This window comes from Candidatus Nitrosocosmicus sp. T (genome assembly GCF_054408485.1).
Genome location: NZ_CP166992.1, coordinates 2,591,257 through 2,616,482, shown reverse-complemented (window position 1 = coordinate 2,616,482; position 25,226 = coordinate 2,591,257). Strand labels below are relative to the sequence as shown.

Genomic DNA, 25,226 nt, shown 5'->3' with positions numbered 1-25,226 from the left:
ATGATTGTGTGAACTTCATTTTGATAACAACGTTGTCTTTCGATAGACTTTAATAAATTAACTGTATATGCTGTAACTATTTGTCGATCATGGCTTGTTTTGCCATTAGCATTATATATCACCAAAGCACAGGAATAAAAAACTTGCAGTTTAAATCCAATCCAAATAAAGGAGAAATCCTACAACATGACTAACAATACCACTACTACTTCTAATAATCTGTCTCAGAGGCCTATACTTATTTTTGGATCAATTTCGTTTATCGCTGGAGCCATAATTATGATTTTATCTACAATGATTCATCCTTCAGGTGAAGATCCCTTTAATCATCCACTAGTGTTAGCAGAATATGCCCATAGCGAACTTTGGGTCGGTATACATATAGGCCAATTTGTAGGAACGATGATGGTTTTTGTTGGAGGATTTGTTACTATCTACTGGTTGCTCACAAACGCAGAGTAAAGTATTACGTCTCTGCTGGGATTGATTGGATTCGCTCTCGCAATAGTTACAGCCAGTACTTTTGCTATTCTGCAAGCGGTAGATGGTGTTGCTTTAAAATTCGCAGTGGATTCTTGGATGGCTTCTTCAAACGAGGAAGAAAAAGATACCATTTTCAGGGTTGCAGAAGGAATTCGCTGGACTGAATATGGAGTAAATAGCGTCTTTCGACTTTTACAAGGAACTGTTGCAATAATCTTTGGCCTGGCAAATGCAAAGAGCATCATTGTTAATAGATGGATCGGAGTTGGAGGTGTTATTATAGGCCTTATTACATTGGTGGCAGGAGTCGAAGTCTCTTACTCTGCTTTTGCATACCCTAACTTTGAAGGAATACGAGGTATATCGATGATAATTTTCTTAGCCTGGATCATACTTTTGGGTGCAGCTATGTTAAAGAAAACATCAGCAAAAAGAATCTGAGAAAAAGAGGGATAATTATTAAAGATATATCTGAATCAGATTTAACATTGTGACTAAATAGTAAGAGAGGAGGGGGATAAACGTCTCATACAACATCTAAAACAAAGTCGGCTGTTATTATTACATTTTGATGCTGAAATTGTCCCCACGCTTTATACAAACCTGGATATGGAAATACAGTGTTAAAGGAGATTACTGGTCCACCTTTCCAGTTGGAGTTTACCTCTTTGGTTGGATGGACATGCAAGAATTCCTGCAGGTTACTGCTTATTATTACGCTATGACCTCCAGCACTCATCAAAGGAGTCAAATCTGTAATTGGATTTGCGTGTTGGCCTAATATGTTAAATGTTATGTCAACAGGTTTGTTTGACTCAATTTCTTTTGGTACAGGTAATTTGGTCTGATGGCTTTCATCTATTTGCTTTGTGTATTGACTTTCCTTTACAAGGTGTATTGGTTTATGAGTATCTCTAATCATATTATCGAGTTTGAATGTAACAAGAGTCTGATTTCTATTCTTTGGTTTGAAGTCTATCCATATTTTGTATATCCACCTTCTGGAAATACATGATATACAGAAAATATATTATCCTTTATATCAAAGGCAGGGTGTATGTGGGAAAAGTAGGACAAGTCTTCGGACACAATTATAACATGCATTAATTTCTCATGAAGAAGATCAAGCTCCTTTACTTTTTTCTGTGTTTGATTTTCTGTTGTCTTTTAGTAATTAGGGTAGATTGTCCTAGTTTTGGAACAGTAGGATTGTATCTGAGGCTTACACTATAAGGTATTTGATCAGGTTCGTGTCTCTGTTGTTGTTTTTGCTGTTGCTGTTGATGACTTGAATGAGCATTACCATTTGTTTCAATTTGTGTTATCATATAATTACATTGAATAAAGGCAAATATAACAGGCTAACTTTACAAATGTAAAACACTAAAATTTTGAATTTTAATATATATTACCAAAATGTCAAAAGTGATTTAAATTCACATGACCATTAAGTTGTATTCGAACCCTGATACCACAAGGACCTTAATCCCCACACGCCCCGACTGAATTATCGAATCCATTCTGCCTACAAGTGCCTTGATTAATTAGAAATAATTAATGAAAGATTTAACAGGATCATCTTAATTATTAAATATTTTTATAAAACAAAATACATGGACTCTAATTTGTAAATAGAATATGGTTTAGAACAAAATAAGCTAAAAAAATAAAAGAAAGATTATTCTTCTTCTTCTTCTTCTGCTTCTTCTTCACCTAATGTTCCGTTAGTAGTCAACATTAACATTGGCCCAAATGTTGCTCCATTATCTGTTGACATTCTCATTACTGGTGTATCTGAAGTCTGATTTGTTTCCCACCATGTTACTACAACGCTATCTGCTTCTGAGTCTATCTCTACTTTCCATGAGTCTGCATTAGTGGTATTACTTAGGTTGATTTTCTCACCAAATGTACTACCACCATCTGTTGATGCTCTAAATATTACTTCTTCATTGTTATTTGCAGTATCGTTTGTCTGCCATGCTACATACACATTTTCACCCGAAATTGAAGGAGGTGCTTTTCTTGGCTGAGTATCAGGGTCAGTCCAGTTTGCTGCGAAAGCCACAGTCGACGTCGTTGTCATTGCAAGGGTTACCATTATGATAACACCTAAAACTAGTTGTATATTCATTATCGAGTTTAACAGATGCCATTATTTAAGGAAGCCGATTATGTAAGACCAAATAACTTAATAAAACCCATTTTCACTACCCATTTAAAGTACCCTTATTTACCCACGGCTTTAAAATGCTCCATGAATGCTTTATAACGGGCCAATATAGATAGAATTTTTAATTCTATTTTTTTTAAACCTATTTTTTAGAATCCTATATGAACACCCATTTATTTCAAGGAGATAGATTATATTTACACACTTACAAGTTGTTAAATTCCTTCAACTAACCTTTATTTCATTTGCTGATGGTTCCTGTACCATACCTTCATCTGCAGGTTGCGTTTCTAAAACTCCATCCTCTTGTTGCAGGACATTATCACCAATCGTGGGAGGTATTGTTTGTTTAGGTGATGGTGTTTCTTGTCTGTCCCTAGTATCTGTCGGCACGAGGGGACCACAGTTTGCACCATCTTCAGTACATGTCTGACATACATACGCGGAATAATCACCAAAATCTTCAAACCATCAACATGTTATAGTTTCAAGGAAAGCATTATCTATGTCGCATTCAATGTGTCCTCCTGAAATTGGTTTACCTAATACAAAAACATTGGAAGAATAATTACTATATACTAACATGACGACTATGGTCACTATCGCTATAAAAACGGCAGATTTACTATACAATAACATGTGTTCACTTGTGGAAGTTATTAAAGATTCTTCATTCACTCTAAAGGAATTTGCTGTTTGTATGCGGATGATTATTCCTATCTAGTTATATGCTACTAAAGAGAGTGATTATATTCAACCTTGAACCGTACTCCCACCTGCTTGAGATAAATCCTTAGTTTAGCATTTTCTGAGTAACGATCTTAGTTTCCCAACCAAACAAAGGTTTTTCTATAAAAATAAAATTATTATAAGTCCAAAAGATTTAAGTAAAATAATTATTTGCTTCTCTACTGTTTAAAAGGTTAGAAATATTTATACTCTGCACATAAAATTCTGCATCCTGCTTTTCTACAAAGGAGTTTAGTAAATTGGATTAGTTCTTACACCAACACAGGTTTTCAGTTTATTGATGTGTGTCCTTTATTTTTTTATTCTAGTACATTGGCACTTCTTGTGTTTCATATTCTTTTACTCTTACTCTTACTATCTCCTTTGGTACATTCACTGAATTGTGATTTAACACACTGATCTTACTATCTATTCCTCTATAACTATCATCAAAGTCTCTGAATACTTCGTATCTATCATAGAGTTCTTTACTAGGAACCTGATCAAAAAAACTGTTAAACCGATAATATGGTAATATTTTATTATTATTCATTTGTAACACTCTCCTAATATAGTAATACACATAATGATATATAAATCATTTAAGGAATTAGTAACAAACAAAGATCTAATTATTTGAAGACAATATAGCGGGTACATTTTCATGAACTATTAATCCTAAAGTTTATTACGTAATAATGTTATAGCACGAGTTTTAGTATTTGTTAGTAATCCTAAAATATTGTCCTCATTTATTGGGTTTAAATCGCAAACATTTTAATTTTTATGTCTTCAAAATACGATGACATACATATATTGATTATCTTATCTTTTTTAATATTAGGGTTGTATTCAACCTTGAATCGTATCCCTATGGATGAGGACTGTTGCCATCAAATATATTGAATCGAGTATATTATATTTATTGACTTAAAACGATCTATCAAATTAAAGTTACCTCTCCAAAAAATTCTCTAATATCTTATATACTATAGCAAATGTATATGATTTATTCTTTAGATCCATTTATACGGTATCTTGTGTTAATTTATTCCAAAAAAAATCAATTTCCATTAATAGTTGTTTTACGTTTTTACTATTTGAGGATCTGTCAATGAAGCTTTTTGACAAGAAACAAAATAGCCACTATCGGAATGAAAAGAACAAAGAGTAGTAATAAGTAAGGAGCATCTTCCAAATATAGATGGCTTGCAACTGCAAGTATACCATAAATATTAATCACTATTGCAGGGAAAACTAGTGCTAGTATCAATAATTCATAATACTTGGTAATTGTTGTCGATGGAGATGGTATTGGCCTTTTTATTTGGGCACCATCATCTATATCCGTTATTGTTTTGGATGCGCTTTGAATTCTCAATCCTAAAATAAATGACGATGTTCCTATTAGAAAAGAGACACCAGTAAGAATATTACTAGTAAGACCAGGGACGATAGCAAGTGGAGCACCGGTTCTTGTTTTTTCCATTTGTTGTTCCATTTGTTGTTCCATTTGTTGTTCCATTTGTTGTTCCATTTGTTGTGCTTTTATAATGTAATTATTGTCTACTGACAAATAGGAGAAGAATGTAAATAGGAATGTAAGTGTAAGCAAAGAAAAAAACAATGATATTGTTCTATGGTTAGTCAATAACATTACAGATATACTCACAGATTTATTTATTCTGAAAAATGCTGTAATATGAATTTGTTAGATGCAAATGGTTTTGTCTGTGTGATTGATTGTGACATTAACAATATTGACAGTGTAATAGTAGGAATAAATAAGAAATTGTATATTGGCATCAAGAACAATTTGTCAGGGAATTTCATAGATGTGGTAAACTAATAGAATCTGAAATTGATTATTGTTGAGTTGTGTTAGAACCCCATTACCCCTAGGAACTTAATCCCTACGGCTCCGATCCTTCGATTAGACTATTTTGTTCGTGTTTTACTATATCAAATAATTTCTATCATACCGATTTCTTTTAGGCATGATACATACCGTCCTAGACTAATGGATTTCTGGTTGCATCGCTTTGATCTCCTTCTGAAACAAATTTCGTTAAATAAACAATGCCATTCAGACTTAAACAATATTAAAATATTTCAAAGACTATTATCAAACATGGACTTACAACAAAATAAAAAGACCGATTATAGATTTTCAATCCTTACATTGTTGGTATTATCGTTGATAATTGCTCCAGGCATAAACATTGTGAATGCACAAGATGATGGTAGTAGCAATCAATCCATCACAATTTCAAATGATAGCACAACTTCAGGCAACTTTGTATCTTCAAATGGATCACTATCTTTATCAAACAACTCAATTCCACTGCACAAAGAAAATGTAGTTTACTACAATGATACTAGCGGATATCTTGTCTATCCAGAAATTGCATCAACACAGGGAGGTAATGTGTCGGGCTCTAAACTACCAGGTGTCATTATGATTCATGAATGGTGGGGATTAAATGACCATATCAAAAACATGGCAGATGAACTTTCAAAGGAAGGCTATGCTGTCTTGGCAGTCGATTTGTATAACGGCAATGTAGCCACTTTCCCAGATGAGGCGATGAGCTTGGTAAGTGGTGCTCGGGAAAATCAAAATGAATCTAATTCAAATATGCTTGCAGCGGTAGATTATTTAAAATCCCTAGATAATGTTGACTCATCAAAGATTGTCTCTATTGGATGGTGTTTTGGTGGAGGTCAAGCTCTCCAGCTTGCACTGAATGCTAATGCAACAAGCCCAATGGCAGCAACTGTGCTTTACTATGGTAATCTGGTAACTGACCTACAAGAACTTTCAAAGATAAAGGGCCCTGTATTAGGGATATTTGGAAGCGAAGATCAATCTATTCCTGTTTCAGAAGTTAGAGAATTTGAGGAGGCATTGAACGCTAATAACATTACTAACGACATTTACATATATGAAGGAGTTGGACATGCCTTTGCCAATCCAACGGGAGAGAGTTTCGCTCCAAATGAGCTGAAAGACGCATGGCAGAAAACTGTTGAATTTTTGAATTCCCACATAAAGAACAACTAAACCAATCCACCTTTTTTGTAGTATCGGATATAAAAGTTACCAAATAAATGTCTGAAAAAATATGATACCAGAGTTTATCTTTTTTTTAGCTTTTTTTGTATTAATTTGTGCAAGTTCAATCCCATGGTTCTCAAATTATTCTACTGATATTTGGGCTCAAACAACTGTAGAGTTGTTTCGACCAACATCAATTTCTGGAAATATTACAGAAGTCAATAATAACTATACAGTGGAATTAAACGGCAATTTACTCGTTTCACTTGCTTTCATCGATTCAACCACTTCCGATCAAACTATCCACCAAGACGGTATTCACTTTATGTCCGTCGTATGTCCAATTCGTTCTCCGGCTATCGTATTGCCAATAGCTAATTCTACAAATTTTCTTGAAGATAATCAATCTGTGTATTTGAAAGAGATAGAAGGCATTGTTTTTTGCCAATCAACCAATATTTCCGACGTCAATTCTACTAAAAGCATCAACGAACAGCTCATAGATGCGAGACTAGCAACTCTAGATAGTAAAATTTGTAACAACGCAACACCTGCATCCTCTCACTTGGCTAATATAATGAAATGTTAGCAAGCTTAAAGGTGGCGTTTTTTTCCCAAAAAAAAGAACTTGAGATCATTAAACCAGTTCTTTATGAATAAGAACAATTTAGATAAAATTCGATCGATCCTAATGAGGCGTTTTAGTCAAAATATTGACAGATGAAGCAAATGAAATATTTTCAAAACAGATCTCAGAGCTAAACCTGGTAAATGGAGAAATAAGGTAGAATATGGATATGGTAAAAATCTTTGTTGTTTTAACGAAATAGTTTTCTTGACTGATGGAAGAGTATATTGCAGACAAAACAAGAACAAAATGGGAACGTATTTGCCTTATCGTCTAATGAAGAACATGCAATTATGGTCCAACAAGTATTGTTTGAGAAATACTGGAATGAATTGAAGAGCCTTGTGATTAGTAATGGTTAGACGCTTTTAATACCATAGAGAAAATCAATACCGCTCTTATTCCTTCAAAACCAGATCCAAATTTTATCTTGTTTCATCCTAATAACGCTGAGATTATATTCAATCTTGAACTGTGTCCCCATATTCTAGATCTAGATAATTTTAATATAAAATCATATCTTGATTCCACAGAATTTGCAATACATTAAATTAATCCTAACGATAGCTGTCACCATAATGAGATATCTAATAACATCCAGATATTGAATTGGTTTTTTTATGTTAAATAGAGGCATAACTGATCTTAAATAGAGAGATAAAATGGATTCCCATAATGAAGAAGTAATTTCAGAATTTACAAGACAAGCATTTACTTGCCATGATACTTCCCGACATTTTAATGATTATGGTTTAAACCTTATGATTCGATTTAGTAAACCCACTATTTATGATACTGTTTTAGATGTAGCATGTGGAAATGGAACTGTTGCATTTGAATATGCAAAGCTTGTAAATCAGGTAACTGGGATAGATATAACCCCTGCAATGATCGAACATGCAAGGATTATCCAGAAAGAAAGAAACTTGGACAATTTGGACTGGAGGATTGGGGATATCTCCGCATTGCCATTTAAGGACGATTCTTATTCAATAGTTGTTACTAGAGGAAGTTTGCATCACCTAATTGATTTTAATAAAGTTATGGAGGAAATGTATCGGGTATGCAAACCAGGTGGAAAAATCTTAATTGCAGATGTTACAGTGGATAAGAACATAAAAGATGAGTTCAAGGGTATGGAGAAAATACAAGTGCTTTCATATACGAAAGCGTTAACACTAGAAGAAATAGTAGAAAAGATGGGGGATTTAGGAGCAGTCAATATCCACTCAGAACAATTTGATTCGAAAAGGAATTTGAAAGCGATCTTGCAATCATCTCTTGTCAAACCTAGTAGGAAGAATGAAAATATCCAACTTTTAAAACAGGATATAGAAATGAATTCCTTGGGATCGAAAAGTCGCGTGGTAGATGACCAAGTTCACTATAATCTTCCAATGTCAACTGTCATAGGAATAAAGGAAAAATGATTCTTATTCTTTGGTTTGAAGTCTATCCATATTTTGTATATCCACCTTCTGGAAATACATGATATACAGAAAATATATTATCCTTTATATCAAAGGCAGGGTGTATGTGGGAAAAGTAGGACAAGTCTTCGGACACAATTATAACATGCATTAATTTCTCATGAAGAAGATCAAGCTCCTTTACTTTTTTCTGTGTTTGATTTTCTGTTGTCTTTTAGTAATTAGGGTAGATTGTCCTAGTTTTGGAACAGTAGGATTGTATCTGAGGCTTACACTATAAGGTATTTGATCAGGTTCGTGTCTCTGTTGTTGTTTTTGCTGTTGCTGTTGATGACTTGAATGAGCATTACCATTTGTTTCAATTTGTGTTATCATATAATTACATTGAATAAAGACAAATATAACAGGCTAACTTTACAAATGTAAAACACTAAAATTTTAGAGACTTTACATTTGTAAACTCTCATAGTTAAATATATTATTACTTATAGTACCACATGGCAAAAGACCCGGTTTGTAATATGAATGTGGATGAAAAAACTGCAAAATATGTATCAGACATAAACGGAAACAAGGTATATCTTTGCTCTGCTAACTGTAAACAACAGTTCGAGCAAAATCCTTCAAAATATGGATACTAATACAAACCATATATATTCGACGTTACTCATCCACCTCAGATTTACCCTCATATCTTTTTTTAATTGATTCTATTCTTCCACGATATTTTTGACTATAACCCGATTTGCAAGAGGTACAGCAAAAGAATCTTTCAATATTTGCAAACTTTAAAACTTTAGGTTTATCAAACACAGGACCCTCGCAAAAATCGCAAACAATATTTATCGCCAGACCACTTGTAATTCTTTTTTGAATATTGTCTATCTCTTTTTTTAAATTACTATTCTGAGTGCTTTTGTGGATATTCTTTCTCTTTTTAGCATTTTCTTTCAGATCATCTAATTGGATAGGATTCTTTTCTCCATTCATCGCTGATTCTACTTTGTCAAAGTCAAAGACTGGTAAAACTCCCTTAATAAATCCAACATTCACTAGTCTTTCATACCTGGCTTTCACTGTAGGAGTTGTTATTCCTGTGTCTCTTGATATCTGTCTAAAAGATTTTCTACCGTCTTCTGATATTGACTTAAGAATAGACACGTCGATTTTATCAAGACTAAGCGGCATTCAGGTCCAATTCTTTTGTTTAATAACGATATATTACTCTTTACATTTGTAAAGTCTTATGATTATATATAACACTATTTCTAATAATACAGGGCAAAAGACCCAGGACATACAAGTATTAATCATAAAGAACAATTAAAAGAAAAGCCGGCCTTTTTCTACAATGTCAATTTACAATATGAGCCTCAAATCCTGCAAGCAAATTCCCCTACCAATCTTATTGTGTCTATAACAGAGCGTTCTTCAGGTAATACCATAAAAGAGTTTGAACCTATTCATGACAAACTCATGCATCTCATAATCGTAAGCAAGGATCTTTCTTATTTTGCTCATATCCATCCTACATTTGAAAATAGTAACAATACCTTTGCAATTTATCACAATTTTCCAGAAGCTGGAGAATATAAAGTTTGGATAGATTTCAAGCCAAAAGAGGGCAGTCAAACCCTTGTAACCTTTGAACTTAAGGTAACGGGAAGCCCTATTCATAATCTAATACCATTAATCGAAGATAGACAATACCTAAAAATGTAGAAGGACAATATCAAATTGGGTTAACAGCGCCTAATAAAATTAGAATTGATCAAGATATAGACCTAAGGTTTACTATATTCGACGCTTCTGGAAATCCAATTATAGATTTAGAACCGTTGATGGGAGCAGGCGGTCATTGCATAATAATAAGCAATAATATACAGGATTACTTACATGTACACCCGATCCAGGAAGTACAATCGGATTGGAGAGGCGGTCCAGGAGTTTCTTTTAAAACTAGATTCAGCAATGGAGGCTTGTACAAAGTATGGGGACAATTTAGTCATAATGGAAGAGTCATAACTGTAGATTTTATTTTAAAAGCTGTCTAAATATTTCTTTACTAGATTGATAATATTAGACTTTAGTATCTTGTTTAGGTAAACCTAATTAAATTATATTTAGTTAATAGTAGCGAGCGACTCTAACGAATTTGTATCCTGATTCTTCTAATCTTTCTTTAATCTCTTGTTTGGTTATTAGTGAAGGATCAAATACAACACTCACACTATCTGTCATGTAGTTTATATCTATTTTTTTTATCCCATATTTATCTTTTAATTGTTTTTCTACAATGGGTTTACAAGTAGTACAATACATTCCGACAACTTTGAATGATACTTTATCAAGTTGAGTCAATAGCAATCATCACCAATATCTAATACAATAAATTAAAAATAGTTTTGATTCCTCTTTACCTTTTTCTCCTTTGTTTCCAATTGTAGATATTTACTATTATTTCTGTCACCATCATCATTTATCAATTCACTTTTCAAGCACATAGAGAAAGATAGACAATGATGATTAACTTATATCTTCTTTTTCTTCTCCTTTTTTGGTTATATCGATATCTTCTGATTTATCCGTTTCTACGCACTCTTTCTCTAATTGTATTGTTGATAAATAAAAATCAAACTCTTCTTTTAATACTTTTGTTGATTCCATTAAAATATCCTGTGACTTGGTTATGTTATATGTCTGAATATGAGTAGAGAATATATTTACACCCGAAGTTATAGTCCAAGCATGTATATGATGAATGTCTTTAACCCCGGGTATTTTTTGTAATGAATTCTTTACTTGATTTAAATCAAGGTTTTTTGGTACTGTTTCAAGAAGAATTCTAAGTGATTCTCTGATAATTCCTACTGAAGCATAAATAAGTACTACGCCAAAAGCCATTCCTAGTATTGGGTCTATGGCTAAAAATCCAGTAAAGTAAATTACTATTGCAGCTATAATAATTATCAAACTCCCTACAAAGGTTTGTAAAACATGCCAGAAAGCTCCTTTAAATTCAAATCGCCTTTCTGTCCACTATGGAGGAGTTTAATTGCAATAAATTCAGTAACAAGTCCTCCAAAGGCTGCCAATAACATGGGGCCTGGCGGTACTTCAATTGGATGCTGTAAACGCATATAGCCCATATACAGCACCATTACAGCCATTATTAAAAGAAAAAATCCATTAAATAGTGCACCAATTACTTCTGCTCGTTTAAGACCAAAGGTTCTTGATGGATTAGCAGGTCTTGTTGCTATACGACCTACAGCCAATGCACACAATACTCCACCTACTGCTGAAAAAGTATGAAAGGAATCAGAAAGAACAGCAATAGAGCCAATCGAAATACCTATGACTAGCTCTATAACAAATTAAATTCCAGTAAGTATACTTGTTATTTTAAGAGCACGAATGTTTTTTTCTGATGTGCTGACTATAGGCATCATATGTCCAGAATGTGAGGTCTTGTTTTTCTTCTGATTCTTCATTTATTTTTCTTCTTTTCCTACTACTTTAATTACAGATTGTTTGCTTTGACAGGTTAAAAAACTGGGACTGGTTAAAAATGTTCAACTTATCTTTGACTTGGAAAAGATTGACAATATAGTACAGGCTATAATATACATCAAAACAAATCCTGCGTATTTTGATAAGGCAATACTAGAGCTAAGAGTAATGCCTGAAATAAAAGCTATACTCTACTACTGGAGAATACCATTTGATGTCCCAAGTTATTGCTTCAAACAATACTCATCTACATGACATAATTCAGAGTCTATAAAATAAAGGGATAGATTCTATTAATTACCAAATTCTAGTAAAAATATTAAAAGATAGCCACGATATTTCTATTGGAAAACAAACATCATTGAAAATAAATTGTGATTATTGTGGTAATCCGATTCATTCCTCCTCTTCAAAGATCTTAAATACAAATTCATTTGAGAAGTATTTCTGTTGTAATTCTTGTACTAACCTATATAAACAAGAGAATAATTTAATCAACTGTCAGAAATTACTAAATTAAATTCCTAGAAAATGATCGATTGTAATTGTTTTCATCCATTCTTATCACCATTGTTATTGCATATACACTTTTGATAAGAATTCATTCTTAACAATACTATCAATTTTACATTTGTAAAGCCAAGTTGTTATATATGTTCTAACTGCTATTAATGATATGGCAAAGGACCCTATATGCGGTATGTTTGTAGAAGAAGCGGAAAGCTCGATTCATCATACAAAAGATGGAATTACTTATTATTTTTGCTCATCTCAGTGTTTAAATGAATTTCTCGAACCTGAGAAGGCTTTAAAAAAATTAAAGAAACATGTTGCAATAAGTATAGCGCTAACTATACCCATAGTTTTACTCAGTCTACCTCATATGATTCCACAACTGGGCCATCTTCTACCTATGGAAATGATGGAATATACTAATTACATACTTTTGGCTTTGGCAACTCCAATACAATTTTGGATTGGGTGGCGTTTTTACAGAGGTCTTTGGGATGGTATCAAAGCTAAAGCATCTAATATGGATACCTTAATTGCTATTGGAACAACTGCTGCCTATGTCTATAGCGCTATAGTTACTATAATCCCAGGGTACTTTCCATTTACTGCAGTATACTTTGAAACGGCTGCAATCATAATTACACTTATTTTGATAGGAAGACTGCTTGAAACAAAGACAAAAGAAAAGGCATCCGATGCAGTTAGAAAGTTATTAGACCTAAAACCGCGAACTGCACAGGTATTAAGACCTGAAATAAGGGAAAAAAATAATGCAAATCAAAGTGGCATGGATATTCAAGATAGTAATACTTCTTCAGATGTTTCTAGACTAAAATTGGTCTCAAAGGAATTTAAAGAGGTAGAAATTCCAGTCGAAGAGGTTTTGGAAGGGGATTTGATGATCATACGACCCGGTGAAAGAGTTCCTACTGATGGAATGATAATGGATGGTTCGTCTTCGATAGACGAATCTGCGATAACAGGTGAAAGCATACCTGTAGACAAAATAAAGGGAGATGAAGTGATTGGGGCTACCATTAACAAAAACGGTTTACTAAAAGTAAGAGCAACTAAAATTGGCCAGGATACCGTCTTATCTCAGATTATTACTTTGGTGGAGGAAGCTAAAACAGGGAAAGCAAAGCTGGAAAAAATGGTCGACCAGGTTGCTAAGTATTTTGTTCCTGCTATCATAATAATAGCAATTGGAGTATTTCTTGGATGGTACTTTATAGGAAATGCGGGATTAACCTACTCTATACTGGCATTTGTTTCGGTCATGATAATTGCATGTCCTTGTGCTTTGGGATTAGCCACACCTGCAGCTTTGATGATGGGTGCGGGAAAAGGTGCTGAAAATGGGATTTTGTATAAAGGCGGCGAACATATAGAGATAGCAAGCAAGGTAGACACCGTAGTATTTGACAAAACTGGAACATTAACAGAAGGAAAACCTTCTGTTACTGATATCATAGCACTTGATCAAACAGATAATCGCGAACTTTTAAGACTAGCTGCTATAGCAGAATTCGGATCTGAACATCCATTGGCTCAAGCTATTATAGCTAAAGCAAAAAAAGAAGGAGCTGAAGTAATAGTCTCTCCTGATTCATTTGAAGCCGTAGCAGGACATGGTCTTCAGGCTGTATATTCAAACCAAAACATATTGATAGGAAATAGAAAAATGATGCTAGACAGAGGGCTATCTATTGATGTTAATATAGAAACGAGACTTTCGCAATTAGAACAAGAAGGTAAAACTGCCGTCTTAGTTTCGATAAATAATCGCCTATCTGGAATAATTGCAATAGCTGATACAATCAAAGAGGGAGCAAAAGAAGTGATAGAGAAATTAAAAAATCAAAGAATCGAACCAATAATGCTTACAGGAGATAATGAAAGAACTGCAAAGGCTGTTGCCTCCAAAATTGGAATTGATAGAGTATTAGCAGAGGTATTACCACAACAAAAGGAAGAGATTGTTGCTAATTTAAAGACAAAAGAAAATAAAGTTGTTGCAATGGTCGGAGACGGGATTAATGATGCACCCGCTTTAGCTAGAGCTGATTTAGGAATCGCTATAGGATCAGGAACCGACGTTGCCAAAGAAACTGGTGGCATTATTTTGATTAAGAATGACATCCGAGATGTTATAACTGCACTGGAATTAGGAAAGAAAACAGTTTCAAAAATAAAGCAGAACTTGTTTTGGGCTTTTGCTTATAATACTGGATTAATCCCAGTTGCGGCTGGTGCGCTGGTTCCTATTTTTGGGCTTTCAGTATTTGGTTGGCTTCCTATCTTAGCAGGTGTAGCAATGGCTATGAGCTCTGTTACCGTTGTCACAAACTCTTTGTTATTGGGAAGATATAAACCAGAACTCTTAAAAAAACATAACTAATTTATTTTTATAAAAATATATTCTACAACAATTTAAAAAAGTAATCTAATACTGGATTTACGAATAGATAAGTCATTACTTTATCATTCTTCATTATCTATATATATCAAAAGTACCTTTGCGGAATAAATTTATGTGTTAGACTAGTATATGAATAAATGGATACGTTTTATTCGCAGTCAAATAATAAAATATCGGTTATCTCTCTTTTAATTATATTATTTGTCACAGTAGTTGGAATATCCTCTTCCACAAGTTATACACACGAAAAATCTTTTTCGCTAACGGTATTTGCACAAGAATTTCCAAACTTGGTTACAAATTCTTCTAATGTTTCTTCATCTACTTCTGATGACAGTAGTAATAATTCTACAAAACAAAACGAGTCGAAAACTGTGATGGCGTCAGGACATTTTGCCAATAATCAGATAGAAGATGGCACAGTAACGTGGATTCAAGGCGGTTTATGGAATTTGGAAATTGATAACTCTAATAATAAAAATATAGAAAATTCAAATATGAGTGCAACTTTTGATGCCAATTTTACAATGATTAGACCAGATGGAAGCCTTAATCATAACCATATCGTAACTAATTTAACCTCTGATAACGTCATTTTTGCTGGCAATGATATAGTGGTCACAGGAGTTTCGGATATCTATACTGATAATGGGACCGAATATGAACAGGTTCCTATAACTATTCATCTTATGGGTAAACAGGTATTAGGTTTGATGATTGATGTCAATAAAACTCGTGGTCACTTTTCAAGTTCTAATGAAATGTATGGAACTTTAATTAGCGGAATAGGCCTAGATAATTCTAGTAATAATAATAATAATAATAACAACAACACTACAGCTAATGGTCGCACAACAGAGGAGTCAACTAATTCATCTATTACAAATTCAATGGCTCAAATGATGCATTAAATTTATTGTTTCAATTAGAAGGAATTGCAATGAACTTTGAGTCAGAATAATATTAAATAAATAATTAAGAATGAATAAGAGACAACTGATTTTTATTATTGCTTTGATTGTGGTGATGATTATTATAGTGAGTGTATATATTGAATTAGCTATAAAACCCCAAAATACTAGTCTAACCTCAAAAAATGTGAATCCTTTTGCTGTCTATTTTCATTCTAATTTGAGTATCATACTTGACAATAAACCAGTTGTAATACTTAGTCAAATAGGTATAAACGAATCATTATGGAAAGATCGTTCTTTGGATAAGTATGGAGTTCCGGGTATGCCAATGGATGAAAAAGGAGAAAAAAATATGCCAGGAATGGCTCCACTATATACTACAAATGATAAAGGGCGAATTACAATTGGTTCAGTTATAGAAAGAGAGTATACTCTTGGAGAATTTTTAAAGATATGGGGCGAACTTGATTTAATGGACAAGTTAGTATATGCTACCGTTAATGGTAATGAGGTAGCCAATTATGAAAATATCACATTAGAAGATGATCAGCAGATCGAACTTTATATTATGAGTAGAAAATAGATCGGCTTTCATCTAATCATTTTAGATTTTTACTACATTATTTCTATACAACTATATCTCCTTTAAAATAAGCGGATTTTGCACTTGCTACATATCTTAAATAATAAATATTACAAACCTTCATTCCAGTGAATTAATTGTGAGCAAAGAAAACTAGAATTAATAACAACGACGCTAATAATAAAAAAAATTAACCTGAAATAATCAAAAATCCAAACGAATTACAAAGATTGTAAGTATTGGTCTTGCATCATCTATAAGCAATTCAGTTCGTAAAACCCGATGACAAAAAACATATCAAATGCATTTGACACATGTCAGAACTAATTCTAATGCTAAAAAATGTGGAAAAAATTAGCTTAAACCATCTATCAGGCTTTGTTCTATGTTATGAAAATCAACAAAGAACCCTGCCAATTTCATACATGCTTTAGAATAACTGTATCTGAGAAAAGGCATAACTAACGTATCGTTATGGGACTTTGATCGTTTTTAACATTCTATCTATAGTTGGTAAAAATTCATCAAATACTCCGTCGGCAGGTGCAAAATAAGTAAATTGGCGTGCATGATCATCTTTAATCTTCCAAAATTGCATTCCTTTATAGAGTTCTGTATTATTATCATAGGTAAACAATATCGTTGGTGTTGGATACCCCATTACATCAGACCTCGACGTATTTAATATAAATAAATTATCTAATGATTTGTTTAAATATAGAAGATGACTCATAGCAGAATTATTATTTCTTGATGTAGATTCAATACTTGAGTTTACTAAATTCGCTCCTGCATTTTTATTAGGGAATACAAATTCTACTCCTCTACCTTGTTCTGTTTTATTGAGCCAAATTGGATATTGAATCTCTAATCCCAGACTCTTGTTGCTGTATGTCAAGAATCTGTCATTATCAATCATGGTTTGATTGGCAGTGTCACTGGTTAAATTATTCTCTTTTTGTAGAGGCGTTTGAGGTGGAGTGCTTTGAGGAAACAGATTACAAAGTGGATTATCTTTACAAAGCTCATCAAACAGCCCAACTCTTTCTATATCATTATTGGTTAAAGAAAATGAATTTTGTATACTTATAAAAGCAAAATATAAAATGAATGTACCTAGTAAAATAGCAAGTTTTATCAATATTATTCACTATTTACAATTGTTATTTAAATTTAGTCTTGATTTCTGTGAATAAATAATTATTAATTATCTACTCAAGTAAAAGAGTATATCCATAATGGACTCAAGGGAAAGATAGGTTTATCTCTAGAGTTAGCAACATATAATGACGATCTGCATTATGACCTTACCAATGATAAACATCGAGTTATCAAAATATTTATAAATAAAGAGAAAGGAATCGGAGGATGGGAAATTCTTCGAGACTGGGACTTGTTTCACCCTTTGAGGTCTGTGTGTATGGCTGTTGACTTCTCTCTCGAGCCATATTGCAGAGAGTGGATAAATAGTCCTAACAAAGCACATGAATATGTTCCTCTTATGATGCCATGTAATACACTTGATAACCAGCAGAGAGATATTTTAGAAAAATTGACAAGAACTTTCAGGTAAAATTGCCTTTTCTGATCATAGGTTCAATGCTTGAAAAAGTATAAGGTCGATATTGTTTATTTGATTTGACATACTTAATACTATATCCTCACAATTATTAATTAATGAATGCCAGATTCAACAATCCTTTTGGTCTATTAGTTATTTTATCCTTAGAGAGCAATCCATAGTTATAGTCAAATTTGTTACTAATCACCACGGATGAGAACTGTTACTAATAATTATGTATACAATCGATAACCTACAGTTATAACCCGTGATAGACTATATCTAAAAATAATTCAATTAGTCAATTGTAGAACCTAATAAAATATAATATACTAAAATATTTGTGTCAAAATCAACAGAGGTTAAAACAAGATTAAGCATCCAAGCAGCTCACGAGCAAATTAATCCTCTCGACTTGTTAGATGATATGGTATATTTAGATAAAAAGGATATCAAACGTTGTTGGAGCAGTGATCATTATATGCCTTGGTGGAATTCAGGGGCATCCGGGGGTGCTGCATGGCCCTGGATGGGAGCTGCTTTAGCAAGGACTACAAAATTGGTTATTGGCACTGGAGTAACAGCTCCTATTCTAAGATATCATCCTGCAATAGTCGCGCAGGTATTTGCAACCTTAGCTTATATGTTTCCACAAAGAGTGTTTTTGGGAATAGGAAGAGGAGAAGCATTAAATGAAGTGCCTTCTGGAAATAGTTGGCCAACAAACAGAGAAAAATTCAGACGACTAAAAGAATCCATCAGGCTGATAAAAAAATTATGGACAGAAGATTGGGTCAATTTTAATGGAGAATTTTATTCCGTCAAAGATTCTAAATTGTATACTAAACCTACACATCCAATTCCAATTTATATTGCAGGCTTGGGAGAACAGTCTGCTCAGTTAGCAGGTAAAGAGGGAGATGGATTTGTAACTAATGAATTAGACACAAAGAAAATAAAAGATACTCTATTACCCGCTGTAAAAAGAGGGGTGTACTAAATCAGAAAAAGACTATAACCAACTAGAAAAGATATTATTTATTCCTGCTTCATATGATGAAAATAAACAAAAGGCAATAGAGTCAATAAGATTTTGGAGAGGATCTATGATTAAAGCATTCTTTGACGTTGATGTACATGATCCAAGAAAGATTGAAGAAAATGGTCAGGTTATTGATGATGATTCGTTAGAAAAAAAATTATTTGTTATATCTGACGAAGAAGAAGGGGTTAAGAAACTACAACCATATATAGATATTGGATTTACTGAAATTGTCTTTACTAATTCTAGTCCTGACAGAAAGAAGTTCGTAGATATTCTAACAAGAATATCTGATATTATTAACAATCAATAAGCAGATCGGATATTTGTAGGAGTAACAAAATTGCTCATAAGTTATACTACTATATCTTCTTTTGTTATTCTCTGGTAGACTATTAAAGAAACTATTGCTTTTAATCCCCTCACAGCCGTACAATAACTTAACACGTTTTTACTTCAACCAAAGTAAATGATGTAAAAAATATATCTAGTCAGATTGTTCATATCCACTAAAATATTAATTTTAATATATATTACTAAAATGTCAAAAGTGATTTAAATTCACATAACCATTAAATGTATTAGAACCCTGATACCACTGGGATCTTAGTCCCCACACGTCCAGCCTAATTTTCAAGTTTTTATCTGTTGCTTGACAAAGAATAATCATTGAGGATTGAACAAGAATATAATAAGTAATTCATGACTCTCTTTTAGTTGTTCAGTTGCGTATAACTGAGTTATGGAAATTCAACAACTTCAACAATCGGCTTTGGATTATTGAATTGAATTTTAAAAGCAGGATTCCTTATAGTTTCACTTTCATTAACGGGAAACAAGACACCTAGATAATTTTCATTTGGTTCTACAGGGTTTCCATCAAAAACAAATTCGGCTTGTAGATTTCCTTCTGTGTTAGAGTATTCCAATCGTTTTAAATTGGATTTGCCGTCTTTAAGAAAAACCATTCCATAATACGTGTGTTCGTCTCCTTCCTCTGATGGATGTTTAATTATTACTTTAAATACCATATCCATATATACACATACTCGATATTAAAAATATTGCTAATAAAACCCAATATCAATTATATAGGGATAAATATCGAATAAATTAAGATAATAAGTTAGAGCTGTAAAAACTTAGTTTGATGCATCCCTATACCAATGCGAGAAATCAGTAGTGCTGTTTTCAAATTAGTTTCATATATAATAAGTTAGATTGAATATCTGATTCTTAAATAACTATTAAACAATATCCTTATTTTTAATCTTGTATCTACTTCAACGTATTTGAAGATAGAGATATTGATGAAATTGATGCAACGTAATAGTTGGTATCTTGATTTTAGCAGGTGTAACCACTATTAATCCAAACATACCTTAAGTACAAAGAATATCTGAAGCATATGCCATAACCTGGGAGATGATTTTATCATTTGCAATTTCCGCAGTATTCGCATTGGCTGGACGTGTAAAGATCGCTAAAATCCTTACTGCTGCTGGCTTTATACTTCTAATTGTGATGTTATTTGCAGTATGGCAAGAAACCTATCCGATATAAACTGCCATCTTTTGTTCTCTTCTACCAAAAAATTACGACTGGATGGCCCAATACCGACTTGAATTGCAAAATTGTAGATTGCATTCAAATTATCTATTTGTATTACCACCCTATTATGATTAGGAACTTAATTTAGTAAATACCATGTCAAAAATCTATATTCAGGTGGCAAGAGTAAAAGTGCTGCTGTTTATAACTTGCAATAACAAAGATACAATGTCTATAATTTGTCACCACCGTTTAACAATACTACTTCCATATCTTTTATGTGAATTACCATTATGGTATGAAAAATCATCATAAGAAAAAGTTTTTAGTTACCTATACTACCATTTACAACATTAGGTGTAAATACAGTTTAACAAATACAATCTTCTTAGTTCTATTGCCGTTATATCATTCATATTGTTATTGTCATTTTTGAGCAAGGATTTTTTCCATAACGTGGCTATGGCGTTATCGCCCTCTTTTGAGCTTCAAGAATTATTAAATGAAAATCGTGATTGGGTTCAAACATATGGCAACAGTAATGCCAATTTAAAATCCAGTTATACAGACATACTGGCAGTTAATTATATTAGCGATGGACAGAATTTAAACACTACTATTTGGTTGTATTCTGGCTTTGGCAACTATTCTTCTGCTTTTAATTCTACTGATAATCAATCATCTAGAAAATTAAGCTATGGAATGCTTATTGATGCAGATGCAAACACAAAAACAGGATATAATGGTGCAGATTATGATTTTTATGTAGAATTAATGGCTGGAAAATTGAGTGGCTATCTTTACCAATTGTCCTCGACTGGTGGTTATATGTTAATAGGATCTAAGACGAACTTTACGCAGTCCCATACCGAATCATCAGTAGGCCCTGGGTATGTTCGGTTAAACTTGGATCTGAGTTCTATAAATTCACCCAGTGAATACAATTTATTATTCTACTCCGCAGAGTCAATCGGATCCGATGAAGTTAGACAATTTACTAATTGGGTTACCATACCACCGCCCAGCCTGGAAATATCTACTTCACCAAGTGATATATCTATTAGGCAAGGTGAAGAACAGTTAATTCCAGCTCGGATAAGATCCACCTCTGGTTTTTCAAATGATATTATTAACATAACACTTGGTGGTATTAGCAATTTCAACAGCAAAATTGACGATTACAATGTTAGATCCGGTTTTAACTCAAGTGAACTTCATGTAACTATCCAAAGAAATCAGCCTCCTTTAATTAATATAGATGTTCCTCACCAAACTCCTGTTGGTATTTACACGATCCCTTTGGTCGTTACAATAAGGGAGCCATCAATGGCCACAACAACAAAACCAACATTTATCGCCCCACAAGGTGGAACGGTAGATCCAAAGTTTGAATTGTCCAAAAAGTATCCAACTGTAGGTTACCTAACAAAACCAGTAAACTTGACAGTAACAGTAATTCCACCCAAGGGTATCGACGATCAATTTAAAGACTTTTGGGGAACATACGGACAGTTCATAGGTATTTTTGCAGGTGCGTTTGTAGGTGCATATGCTAGACAAATGTTTGATAAAGCAAAGAGAAAGAAAGAAAATGAATGATTTGTCATTTATGATACAGAACTACTGCATTCAACTATGATGACATTACTGATGCCGGCAATATTATGGAAGAAAAACAGTAAAGGAGCGACCTCCTATTAAAATAACAAAAGATAACAATGAAGCAATTTCAATGTTATAATTGTGGGAATAGGAGATAGATTTAAAGTTATAATTATAGTATTAATACGCTGTAGTTATAATGTGCTAGCGGTTTCTTCGATAGTGTATTATTTAATTATAGCTTCATTAGCTTAACCGTTGATTTGCATAAATATGAATATTGTGCATCTGAAACATAATCAAGACCTATAGAATATCTAAAGAAGTATCTACCAGCCGATAAGGACATACTTTGCAATAAAAATGATCAAGCCATTAATATTAATTAAATATTTTACACTATGATGAACAGCTTTGGCAATACATCTCAGTGTTTTCAAAAATCCAAGGACATGCAATCCTTAGACTGTATGAACGTCTCGTCAATTATCAATTTAATCTATTGCTGATCGGATTATCACAGAATCCATGGACCAATATTGACTGTTCTTATTTATGAGGATTGGGTAGTAGATATGAATTACAGGAGACTTTTCATTTGTATTAGAATTCTACTTCCACTAGGAATCTAATCCTAAGGGCTTGTTAATTTAAAATTGTTAATCTTCTTAATTACAGTTACCATCATCTTTAATTACTTTTTCTATTCTAGTTTATCATTTTCTCATAGATATTGAAATCAAAAATTGTTCCTAACAAATGTAACCATCCATATTACCAAAAATTATAACAAAAATAAAAAAGAATGAATTATGATTTGCTATTTACTTACAGTGGCCTTTTGACCACCCTACATTATATCCTTGTGCGTATTGCCCTGATCCTGAGCTGTAGTCTTGACAATGATTATGATCCCACCAGCCTTGTTGACATCCATTTATCCAATTCTGGGACTTTCCAGGGTAATCAGTGCAATAATGCGGGGAAGCTTTGCACTGTCCTTTATTCCATCCGACTTTGTATCCACTATAGAAGTCATTTGACTCACCATCAGGAGAATATGAGTTGCAATGATTATGATCCCACCAGCCTTGTTGACATCCATTTATCCAATTCTGGGACTTTCCAGGGTAATCTCTGCAATAATGCGTTGAAGCATCTACAGAGTTAATCATTACCAATGATGGAGCCAGGGCCATTGATATTACAGCAAGTGCTATTACAAGTAATTTCATTGTAATTTCCATTAATCCTTTTGATTATGAATTATATAAAAATATTTAATAATATTATATAATAAATACAGTATTTTTAATCTCAAGCTAATTTTTGATACATAATAGGTGAAGCGATAGTAGTTCAGGATCTGTCACTAAATCAAACGATTCACTTTCATGTAAATGTCATAAGAATTTAGGCAGTAACACCGGGGTCCTGTACATAGCGGAGCTCAGGGAGTGAACGGCACGATTGTTGTAACCATGTTCCGGTTTGACTCTTCTCAAAGTTCTGTTCTTCAAAATGGTACAATTGCTGCAAATAATTTAGATCCTCAAATATAATGTTATATCTAAATATTTTAAATAATCCAGGGATTTACCTTTTAGAAGTATATAAAACATATCCATAAAAATAAAAGTATTTAGCTAAAACTTGTCATCTTTATTTATGAATCCAATCTAGAATAAAACCTTTAGTTAGTTTAGTATCTTTAAAAATGTATTTTCTAAATTCATTTTTGATAGGTATTGAAAGAAAATTATGGAAATCCGAAATTGTTAATGGTGTATTGTTTAGAGTAATGATATATCTAACATCAGCATGATATGCAGACATGACTCCAAAGGGTGAATTCTCAACTATTAGTGCATCTTTTCTATTCAAGTTTGTTTTTTTTAAAGCAGTTGTAAATGGCTGAGGGTCTGGTTTACCCTTTATTACATCATCTCCTGTAATAATTAAATCAAAGTTACTAATTCCAATCTTTTTCTCTATGATACGCAGAGCTTCTTTTCTTGATGATCCGCTAACTATAGCTTTGATACATCTTGTTTTATTTAGATCTTCTAACAGTTCTTTTGCTCCATCAATTAGTGTTATATTTTCAATATTTTTGAATATTTTTTTCTTGAGATTTACTATTTTAGTTATTCTTTCTTTATTGATGATTGTCTTTGGTGAAGTACTTTTAAAAAGCTCATACAAAAACTCATCTGCAGGCATACCTTCGAGTAAAAAAATCCACTTTTTATCTAATTGGTAATCAATTTCTAATTTAAGGGCCTGGTACATGGCTTCTGCATGATATGGCATTGATTCAAGCAATACTCCATCCATGTCAAAAAATACTCCCTTCATCAGTTCTAAATGAGTAAATAATCAGATACTTAAAATTTTTAATCATTTATGGAAATCAAATTTTAGTATTATCTTTTATAAAAAAATGAATTTATCGTAGCTGTTTTGTAAAATGACGATGATGAACAACAAGTAGAACCGCAAACACAACAAACAACCGATCCACGCAATGATCCTAAGTATGACTCAATTGAATGGCAAGACGAAAATTCAGATAAAAACTTGACAATTGAAGAGACAGATGAAATTTTAGAAGAGAAACAAAATGAAGAACAGGAACAGTCAGGAAATAATGATCAACAAGAACAGGATACGGCCAACAATGGAGGTGAGGATGACGGGTAATCTACTGAGGAAAACAGTGAAGAACAAGATAACAATAAAGAGGAAAGCAATGACGATGGATCAGATAGCGACAACAACGAATGATTAACTTATCATAAAAGAACTTACATAAGATAGCAATGGATGATATAGTACCATCAGAGTAAAACCATCAATTTTTTATATATTATTAATTAATAAAATGAGCAATATTTAGGCTTGAAGTTTGCATAACAACATCAATAAGTTATTTTATCCTGTCCATGCTATCATGGGTAGTGATTATATTCAATCTTGATTCATATCTCCATGCGCCCAGACTGTTACTACATTTCATTCAAA

At 32.9% G+C, this 25,226-nt stretch carries 36 protein-coding genes; 20 read left to right on the top strand and 16 right to left on the bottom strand.

What is annotated here, in order from left to right; all coding sequences use genetic code 11:
• Window positions 1–186 precede the first annotated feature (186 nt).
• Both AB0A59_RS13500 and AB0A59_RS13495 read left to right on the top strand, forming a co-directional pair.
• Window positions 187–462 carry a hypothetical protein gene (locus tag AB0A59_RS13500; protein WP_458744584.1) on the top strand — a complete coding sequence of 92 codons (276 nt, stop codon included), beginning with the start codon at window positions 187–189 and terminating at the stop codon, window positions 460–462.
• Window positions 463–483: 21 nt separating this feature from the next.
• The gene (locus tag AB0A59_RS13495) at window positions 484–924 is read left to right on the top strand and encodes a hypothetical protein (protein ID WP_458744582.1); all 441 of its coding nucleotides are present in this window, start codon (window positions 484–486) and stop codon (window positions 922–924) included.
• Window positions 925–1,009: 85 nt separating this feature from the next.
• Here AB0A59_RS13495 and AB0A59_RS13490 read toward each other — a convergent pair whose 3' ends face one another.
• From AB0A59_RS13490 to AB0A59_RS13460, 7 genes are all read right to left on the bottom strand, one after another.
• Window positions 1,010–1,405, bottom strand: coding sequence for a hypothetical protein (locus tag AB0A59_RS13490; RefSeq protein WP_458744580.1), 396 nt, complete (start codon window positions 1,403–1,405; stop codon window positions 1,010–1,012).
• A 211-nt stretch (window positions 1,406–1,616) separates the two neighbouring features.
• Window positions 1,617–1,811 (bottom strand): hypothetical protein, encoded by a 195-nt coding sequence (locus AB0A59_RS13485; RefSeq protein ID WP_458744560.1) that lies wholly within the window; start codon window positions 1,809–1,811, stop codon window positions 1,617–1,619.
• A gap of 350 nt (window positions 1,812–2,161) precedes the next feature.
• The gene (locus AB0A59_RS13480; protein ID WP_458744578.1) at window positions 2,162–2,617 is read right to left on the bottom strand and encodes a hypothetical protein; all 456 of its coding nucleotides are present in this window, start codon (window positions 2,615–2,617) and stop codon (window positions 2,162–2,164) included.
• A gap of 264 nt (window positions 2,618–2,881) precedes the next feature.
• Window positions 2,882–3,049 (bottom strand): hypothetical protein, encoded by a 168-nt coding sequence (locus tag AB0A59_RS13475; RefSeq protein ID WP_458744576.1) that lies wholly within the window; start codon window positions 3,047–3,049, stop codon window positions 2,882–2,884.
• Between the two features lie 78 nt (window positions 3,050–3,127).
• Window positions 3,128–3,334, bottom strand: coding sequence for a hypothetical protein (locus AB0A59_RS13470; protein ID WP_458744574.1), 207 nt, complete (start codon window positions 3,332–3,334; stop codon window positions 3,128–3,130).
• Window positions 3,335–3,710: 376 nt separating this feature from the next.
• Window positions 3,711–3,938 (bottom strand): hypothetical protein, encoded by a 228-nt coding sequence (locus AB0A59_RS13465; protein ID WP_458744572.1) that lies wholly within the window; start codon window positions 3,936–3,938, stop codon window positions 3,711–3,713.
• A gap of 558 nt (window positions 3,939–4,496) precedes the next feature.
• On the bottom strand, window positions 4,497–4,961 hold the full coding sequence (locus AB0A59_RS13460) for a hypothetical protein (RefSeq protein ID WP_458744571.1): 465 nt from the start codon (window positions 4,959–4,961) through the stop codon (window positions 4,497–4,499).
• A gap of 132 nt (window positions 4,962–5,093) precedes the next feature.
• On the opposite strand from AB0A59_RS13460, the gene AB0A59_RS13455 reads away from it, so the two are divergent.
• The 5 genes from AB0A59_RS13455 (at window position 5,094) to AB0A59_RS13435 (ending at window position 8,501) form a co-directional block, all read left to right on the top strand.
• A complete protein-coding gene (locus AB0A59_RS13455; RefSeq protein WP_458744569.1) occupies window positions 5,094–5,234 on the top strand; it encodes a hypothetical protein in 141 nt (46 codons plus the stop codon).
• A gap of 282 nt (window positions 5,235–5,516) precedes the next feature.
• Window positions 5,517–6,449 (top strand): dienelactone hydrolase family protein, encoded by a 933-nt coding sequence (locus tag AB0A59_RS13450; protein ID WP_458744567.1) that lies wholly within the window; start codon window positions 5,517–5,519, stop codon window positions 6,447–6,449.
• A 61-nt stretch (window positions 6,450–6,510) separates the two neighbouring features.
• Window positions 6,511–7,032 carry a hypothetical protein gene (locus AB0A59_RS13445; RefSeq protein ID WP_458744566.1) on the top strand — a complete coding sequence of 174 codons (522 nt, stop codon included), beginning with the start codon at window positions 6,511–6,513 and terminating at the stop codon, window positions 7,030–7,032.
• A 266-nt stretch (window positions 7,033–7,298) separates the two neighbouring features.
• Window positions 7,299–7,433 (top strand): hypothetical protein, encoded by a 135-nt coding sequence (locus AB0A59_RS13440; protein WP_458744564.1) that lies wholly within the window; start codon window positions 7,299–7,301, stop codon window positions 7,431–7,433.
• 300 nt (window positions 7,434–7,733) lie between these two features.
• Window positions 7,734–8,501 carry a class I SAM-dependent methyltransferase gene (locus AB0A59_RS13435; protein ID WP_458744562.1) on the top strand — a complete coding sequence of 256 codons (768 nt, stop codon included), beginning with the start codon at window positions 7,734–7,736 and terminating at the stop codon, window positions 8,499–8,501.
• A 180-nt stretch (window positions 8,502–8,681) separates the two neighbouring features.
• On the opposite strand, the gene AB0A59_RS13430 is transcribed toward AB0A59_RS13435, so the two are convergent.
• Window positions 8,682–8,876 (bottom strand): hypothetical protein, encoded by a 195-nt coding sequence (locus AB0A59_RS13430; RefSeq protein ID WP_458744560.1) that lies wholly within the window; start codon window positions 8,874–8,876, stop codon window positions 8,682–8,684.
• 122 nt (window positions 8,877–8,998) lie between these two features.
• Between AB0A59_RS13430 and AB0A59_RS13425 the strand changes: the two genes are divergently transcribed.
• Complete coding sequence (locus tag AB0A59_RS13425; protein ID WP_458744558.1) at window positions 8,999–9,142, top strand: YHS domain-containing protein; 144 nt, start codon at window positions 8,999–9,001, stop codon at window positions 9,140–9,142.
• Window positions 9,143–9,164: 22 nt separating this feature from the next.
• Here AB0A59_RS13425 and AB0A59_RS13420 read toward each other — a convergent pair whose 3' ends face one another.
• Complete coding sequence (locus AB0A59_RS13420) at window positions 9,165–9,689, bottom strand: AsnC family transcriptional regulator (protein WP_458744556.1); 525 nt, start codon at window positions 9,687–9,689, stop codon at window positions 9,165–9,167.
• A gap of 222 nt (window positions 9,690–9,911) precedes the next feature.
• Here AB0A59_RS13420 and AB0A59_RS13415 point away from each other — a divergent pair, with 222 nt between their 5' ends.
• Both AB0A59_RS13415 and AB0A59_RS13410 read left to right on the top strand, forming a co-directional pair.
• Entirely contained in the window at window positions 9,912–10,223 is a 312-nt protein-coding gene (locus AB0A59_RS13415) for a hypothetical protein (RefSeq protein ID WP_458744554.1), read from the top strand.
• Window positions 10,224–10,339: 116 nt separating this feature from the next.
• A complete protein-coding gene (locus AB0A59_RS13410; RefSeq protein WP_458744553.1) occupies window positions 10,340–10,555 on the top strand; it encodes a hypothetical protein in 216 nt (71 codons plus the stop codon).
• A 73-nt stretch (window positions 10,556–10,628) separates the two neighbouring features.
• Here the strand turns inward: AB0A59_RS13410 and AB0A59_RS13405 are convergent, their stop codons facing one another.
• The 3 genes from AB0A59_RS13405 to AB0A59_RS13395 all read right to left on the bottom strand — a co-directional run bounded on the left by AB0A59_RS13405 (window position 10,629) and on the right by AB0A59_RS13395 (window position 11,839).
• On the bottom strand, window positions 10,629–10,862 hold the full coding sequence (locus tag AB0A59_RS13405; protein WP_458744551.1) for a heavy-metal-associated domain-containing protein: 234 nt from the start codon (window positions 10,860–10,862) through the stop codon (window positions 10,629–10,631).
• Window positions 10,863–11,027: 165 nt separating this feature from the next.
• Window positions 11,028–11,474, bottom strand: a complete 447-nt coding sequence (locus tag AB0A59_RS13400; protein WP_458744549.1) for a cation diffusion facilitator family transporter — start codon at window positions 11,472–11,474, stop codon at window positions 11,028–11,030.
• A 5-nt stretch (window positions 11,475–11,479) separates the two neighbouring features.
• Window positions 11,480–11,839 carry a cation transporter gene (locus AB0A59_RS13395; RefSeq protein ID WP_458747616.1) on the bottom strand — a complete coding sequence of 120 codons (360 nt, stop codon included), beginning with the start codon at window positions 11,837–11,839 and terminating at the stop codon, window positions 11,480–11,482.
• Window positions 11,840–12,092: 253 nt separating this feature from the next.
• Between AB0A59_RS13395 and AB0A59_RS13390 the strand changes: the two genes are divergently transcribed.
• From AB0A59_RS13390 to AB0A59_RS13375, 4 genes are all read left to right on the top strand, one after another.
• On the top strand, window positions 12,093–12,269 hold the full coding sequence (locus tag AB0A59_RS13390; RefSeq protein ID WP_458744547.1) for a hypothetical protein: 177 nt from the start codon (window positions 12,093–12,095) through the stop codon (window positions 12,267–12,269).
• Between the two features lie 421 nt (window positions 12,270–12,690).
• Window positions 12,691–14,928, top strand: a complete 2,238-nt coding sequence (locus AB0A59_RS13385) for a heavy metal translocating P-type ATPase (protein ID WP_458744545.1) — start codon at window positions 12,691–12,693, stop codon at window positions 14,926–14,928.
• 158 nt (window positions 14,929–15,086) lie between these two features.
• Window positions 15,087–15,860 carry a hypothetical protein gene (locus tag AB0A59_RS13380; protein ID WP_458744543.1) on the top strand — a complete coding sequence of 258 codons (774 nt, stop codon included), beginning with the start codon at window positions 15,087–15,089 and terminating at the stop codon, window positions 15,858–15,860.
• 127 nt (window positions 15,861–15,987) lie between these two features.
• Window positions 15,988–16,446, top strand: a complete 459-nt coding sequence (locus tag AB0A59_RS13375; protein ID WP_458744541.1) for a hypothetical protein — start codon at window positions 15,988–15,990, stop codon at window positions 16,444–16,446.
• A 472-nt stretch (window positions 16,447–16,918) separates the two neighbouring features.
• Here the strand turns inward: AB0A59_RS13375 and AB0A59_RS13370 are convergent, their stop codons facing one another.
• Window positions 16,919–17,587 carry a hypothetical protein gene (locus AB0A59_RS13370; protein ID WP_458744538.1) on the bottom strand — a complete coding sequence of 223 codons (669 nt, stop codon included), beginning with the start codon at window positions 17,585–17,587 and terminating at the stop codon, window positions 16,919–16,921.
• A 279-nt stretch (window positions 17,588–17,866) separates the two neighbouring features.
• Between AB0A59_RS13370 and AB0A59_RS13365 the strand changes: the two genes are divergently transcribed.
• From AB0A59_RS13365 to AB0A59_RS13355, 3 genes are all read left to right on the top strand, one after another.
• On the top strand, window positions 17,867–18,019 hold the full coding sequence (locus AB0A59_RS13365; RefSeq protein ID WP_458744536.1) for a hypothetical protein: 153 nt from the start codon (window positions 17,867–17,869) through the stop codon (window positions 18,017–18,019).
• Between the two features lie 331 nt (window positions 18,020–18,350).
• The gene (locus AB0A59_RS13360; protein WP_458744534.1) at window positions 18,351–19,007 is read left to right on the top strand and encodes an LLM class flavin-dependent oxidoreductase; all 657 of its coding nucleotides are present in this window, start codon (window positions 18,351–18,353) and stop codon (window positions 19,005–19,007) included.
• 106 nt (window positions 19,008–19,113) lie between these two features.
• Window positions 19,114–19,362: a hypothetical protein gene (locus AB0A59_RS13355; RefSeq protein WP_458744532.1), complete on the top strand. Its 249-nt coding sequence runs from the start codon at window positions 19,114–19,116 to the stop codon at window positions 19,360–19,362.
• Window positions 19,363–19,789: 427 nt separating this feature from the next.
• Here AB0A59_RS13355 and AB0A59_RS13350 read toward each other — a convergent pair whose 3' ends face one another.
• Window positions 19,790–20,080, bottom strand: a complete 291-nt coding sequence (locus AB0A59_RS13350; RefSeq protein WP_458744530.1) for a hypothetical protein — start codon at window positions 20,078–20,080, stop codon at window positions 19,790–19,792.
• 394 nt (window positions 20,081–20,474) lie between these two features.
• On the opposite strand from AB0A59_RS13350, the gene AB0A59_RS13345 reads away from it, so the two are divergent.
• Together AB0A59_RS13345 and AB0A59_RS13340 are read left to right on the top strand one after the other, a co-directional pair.
• Entirely contained in the window at window positions 20,475–20,612 is a 138-nt protein-coding gene (locus tag AB0A59_RS13345; protein ID WP_458744528.1) for a hypothetical protein, read from the top strand.
• 420 nt (window positions 20,613–21,032) lie between these two features.
• Window positions 21,033–22,199 carry a hypothetical protein gene (locus AB0A59_RS13340; protein ID WP_458744526.1) on the top strand — a complete coding sequence of 389 codons (1,167 nt, stop codon included), beginning with the start codon at window positions 21,033–21,035 and terminating at the stop codon, window positions 22,197–22,199.
• Between the two features lie 827 nt (window positions 22,200–23,026).
• On the opposite strand, the gene AB0A59_RS13335 is transcribed toward AB0A59_RS13340, so the two are convergent.
• On the bottom strand, window positions 23,027–23,437 hold the full coding sequence (locus AB0A59_RS13335; RefSeq protein WP_458744524.1) for a hypothetical protein: 411 nt from the start codon (window positions 23,435–23,437) through the stop codon (window positions 23,027–23,029).
• 427 nt (window positions 23,438–23,864) lie between these two features.
• A complete protein-coding gene (locus AB0A59_RS13330; protein ID WP_458744523.1) occupies window positions 23,865–24,560 on the bottom strand; it encodes an HAD family hydrolase in 696 nt (231 codons plus the stop codon).
• A gap of 222 nt (window positions 24,561–24,782) precedes the next feature.
• Here AB0A59_RS13330 and AB0A59_RS13325 point away from each other — a divergent pair, with 222 nt between their 5' ends.
• Window positions 24,783–24,905 carry a hypothetical protein gene (locus AB0A59_RS13325; protein WP_458744521.1) on the top strand — a complete coding sequence of 41 codons (123 nt, stop codon included), beginning with the start codon at window positions 24,783–24,785 and terminating at the stop codon, window positions 24,903–24,905.
• Window positions 24,906–25,226: the final 321 nt, after the last annotated feature.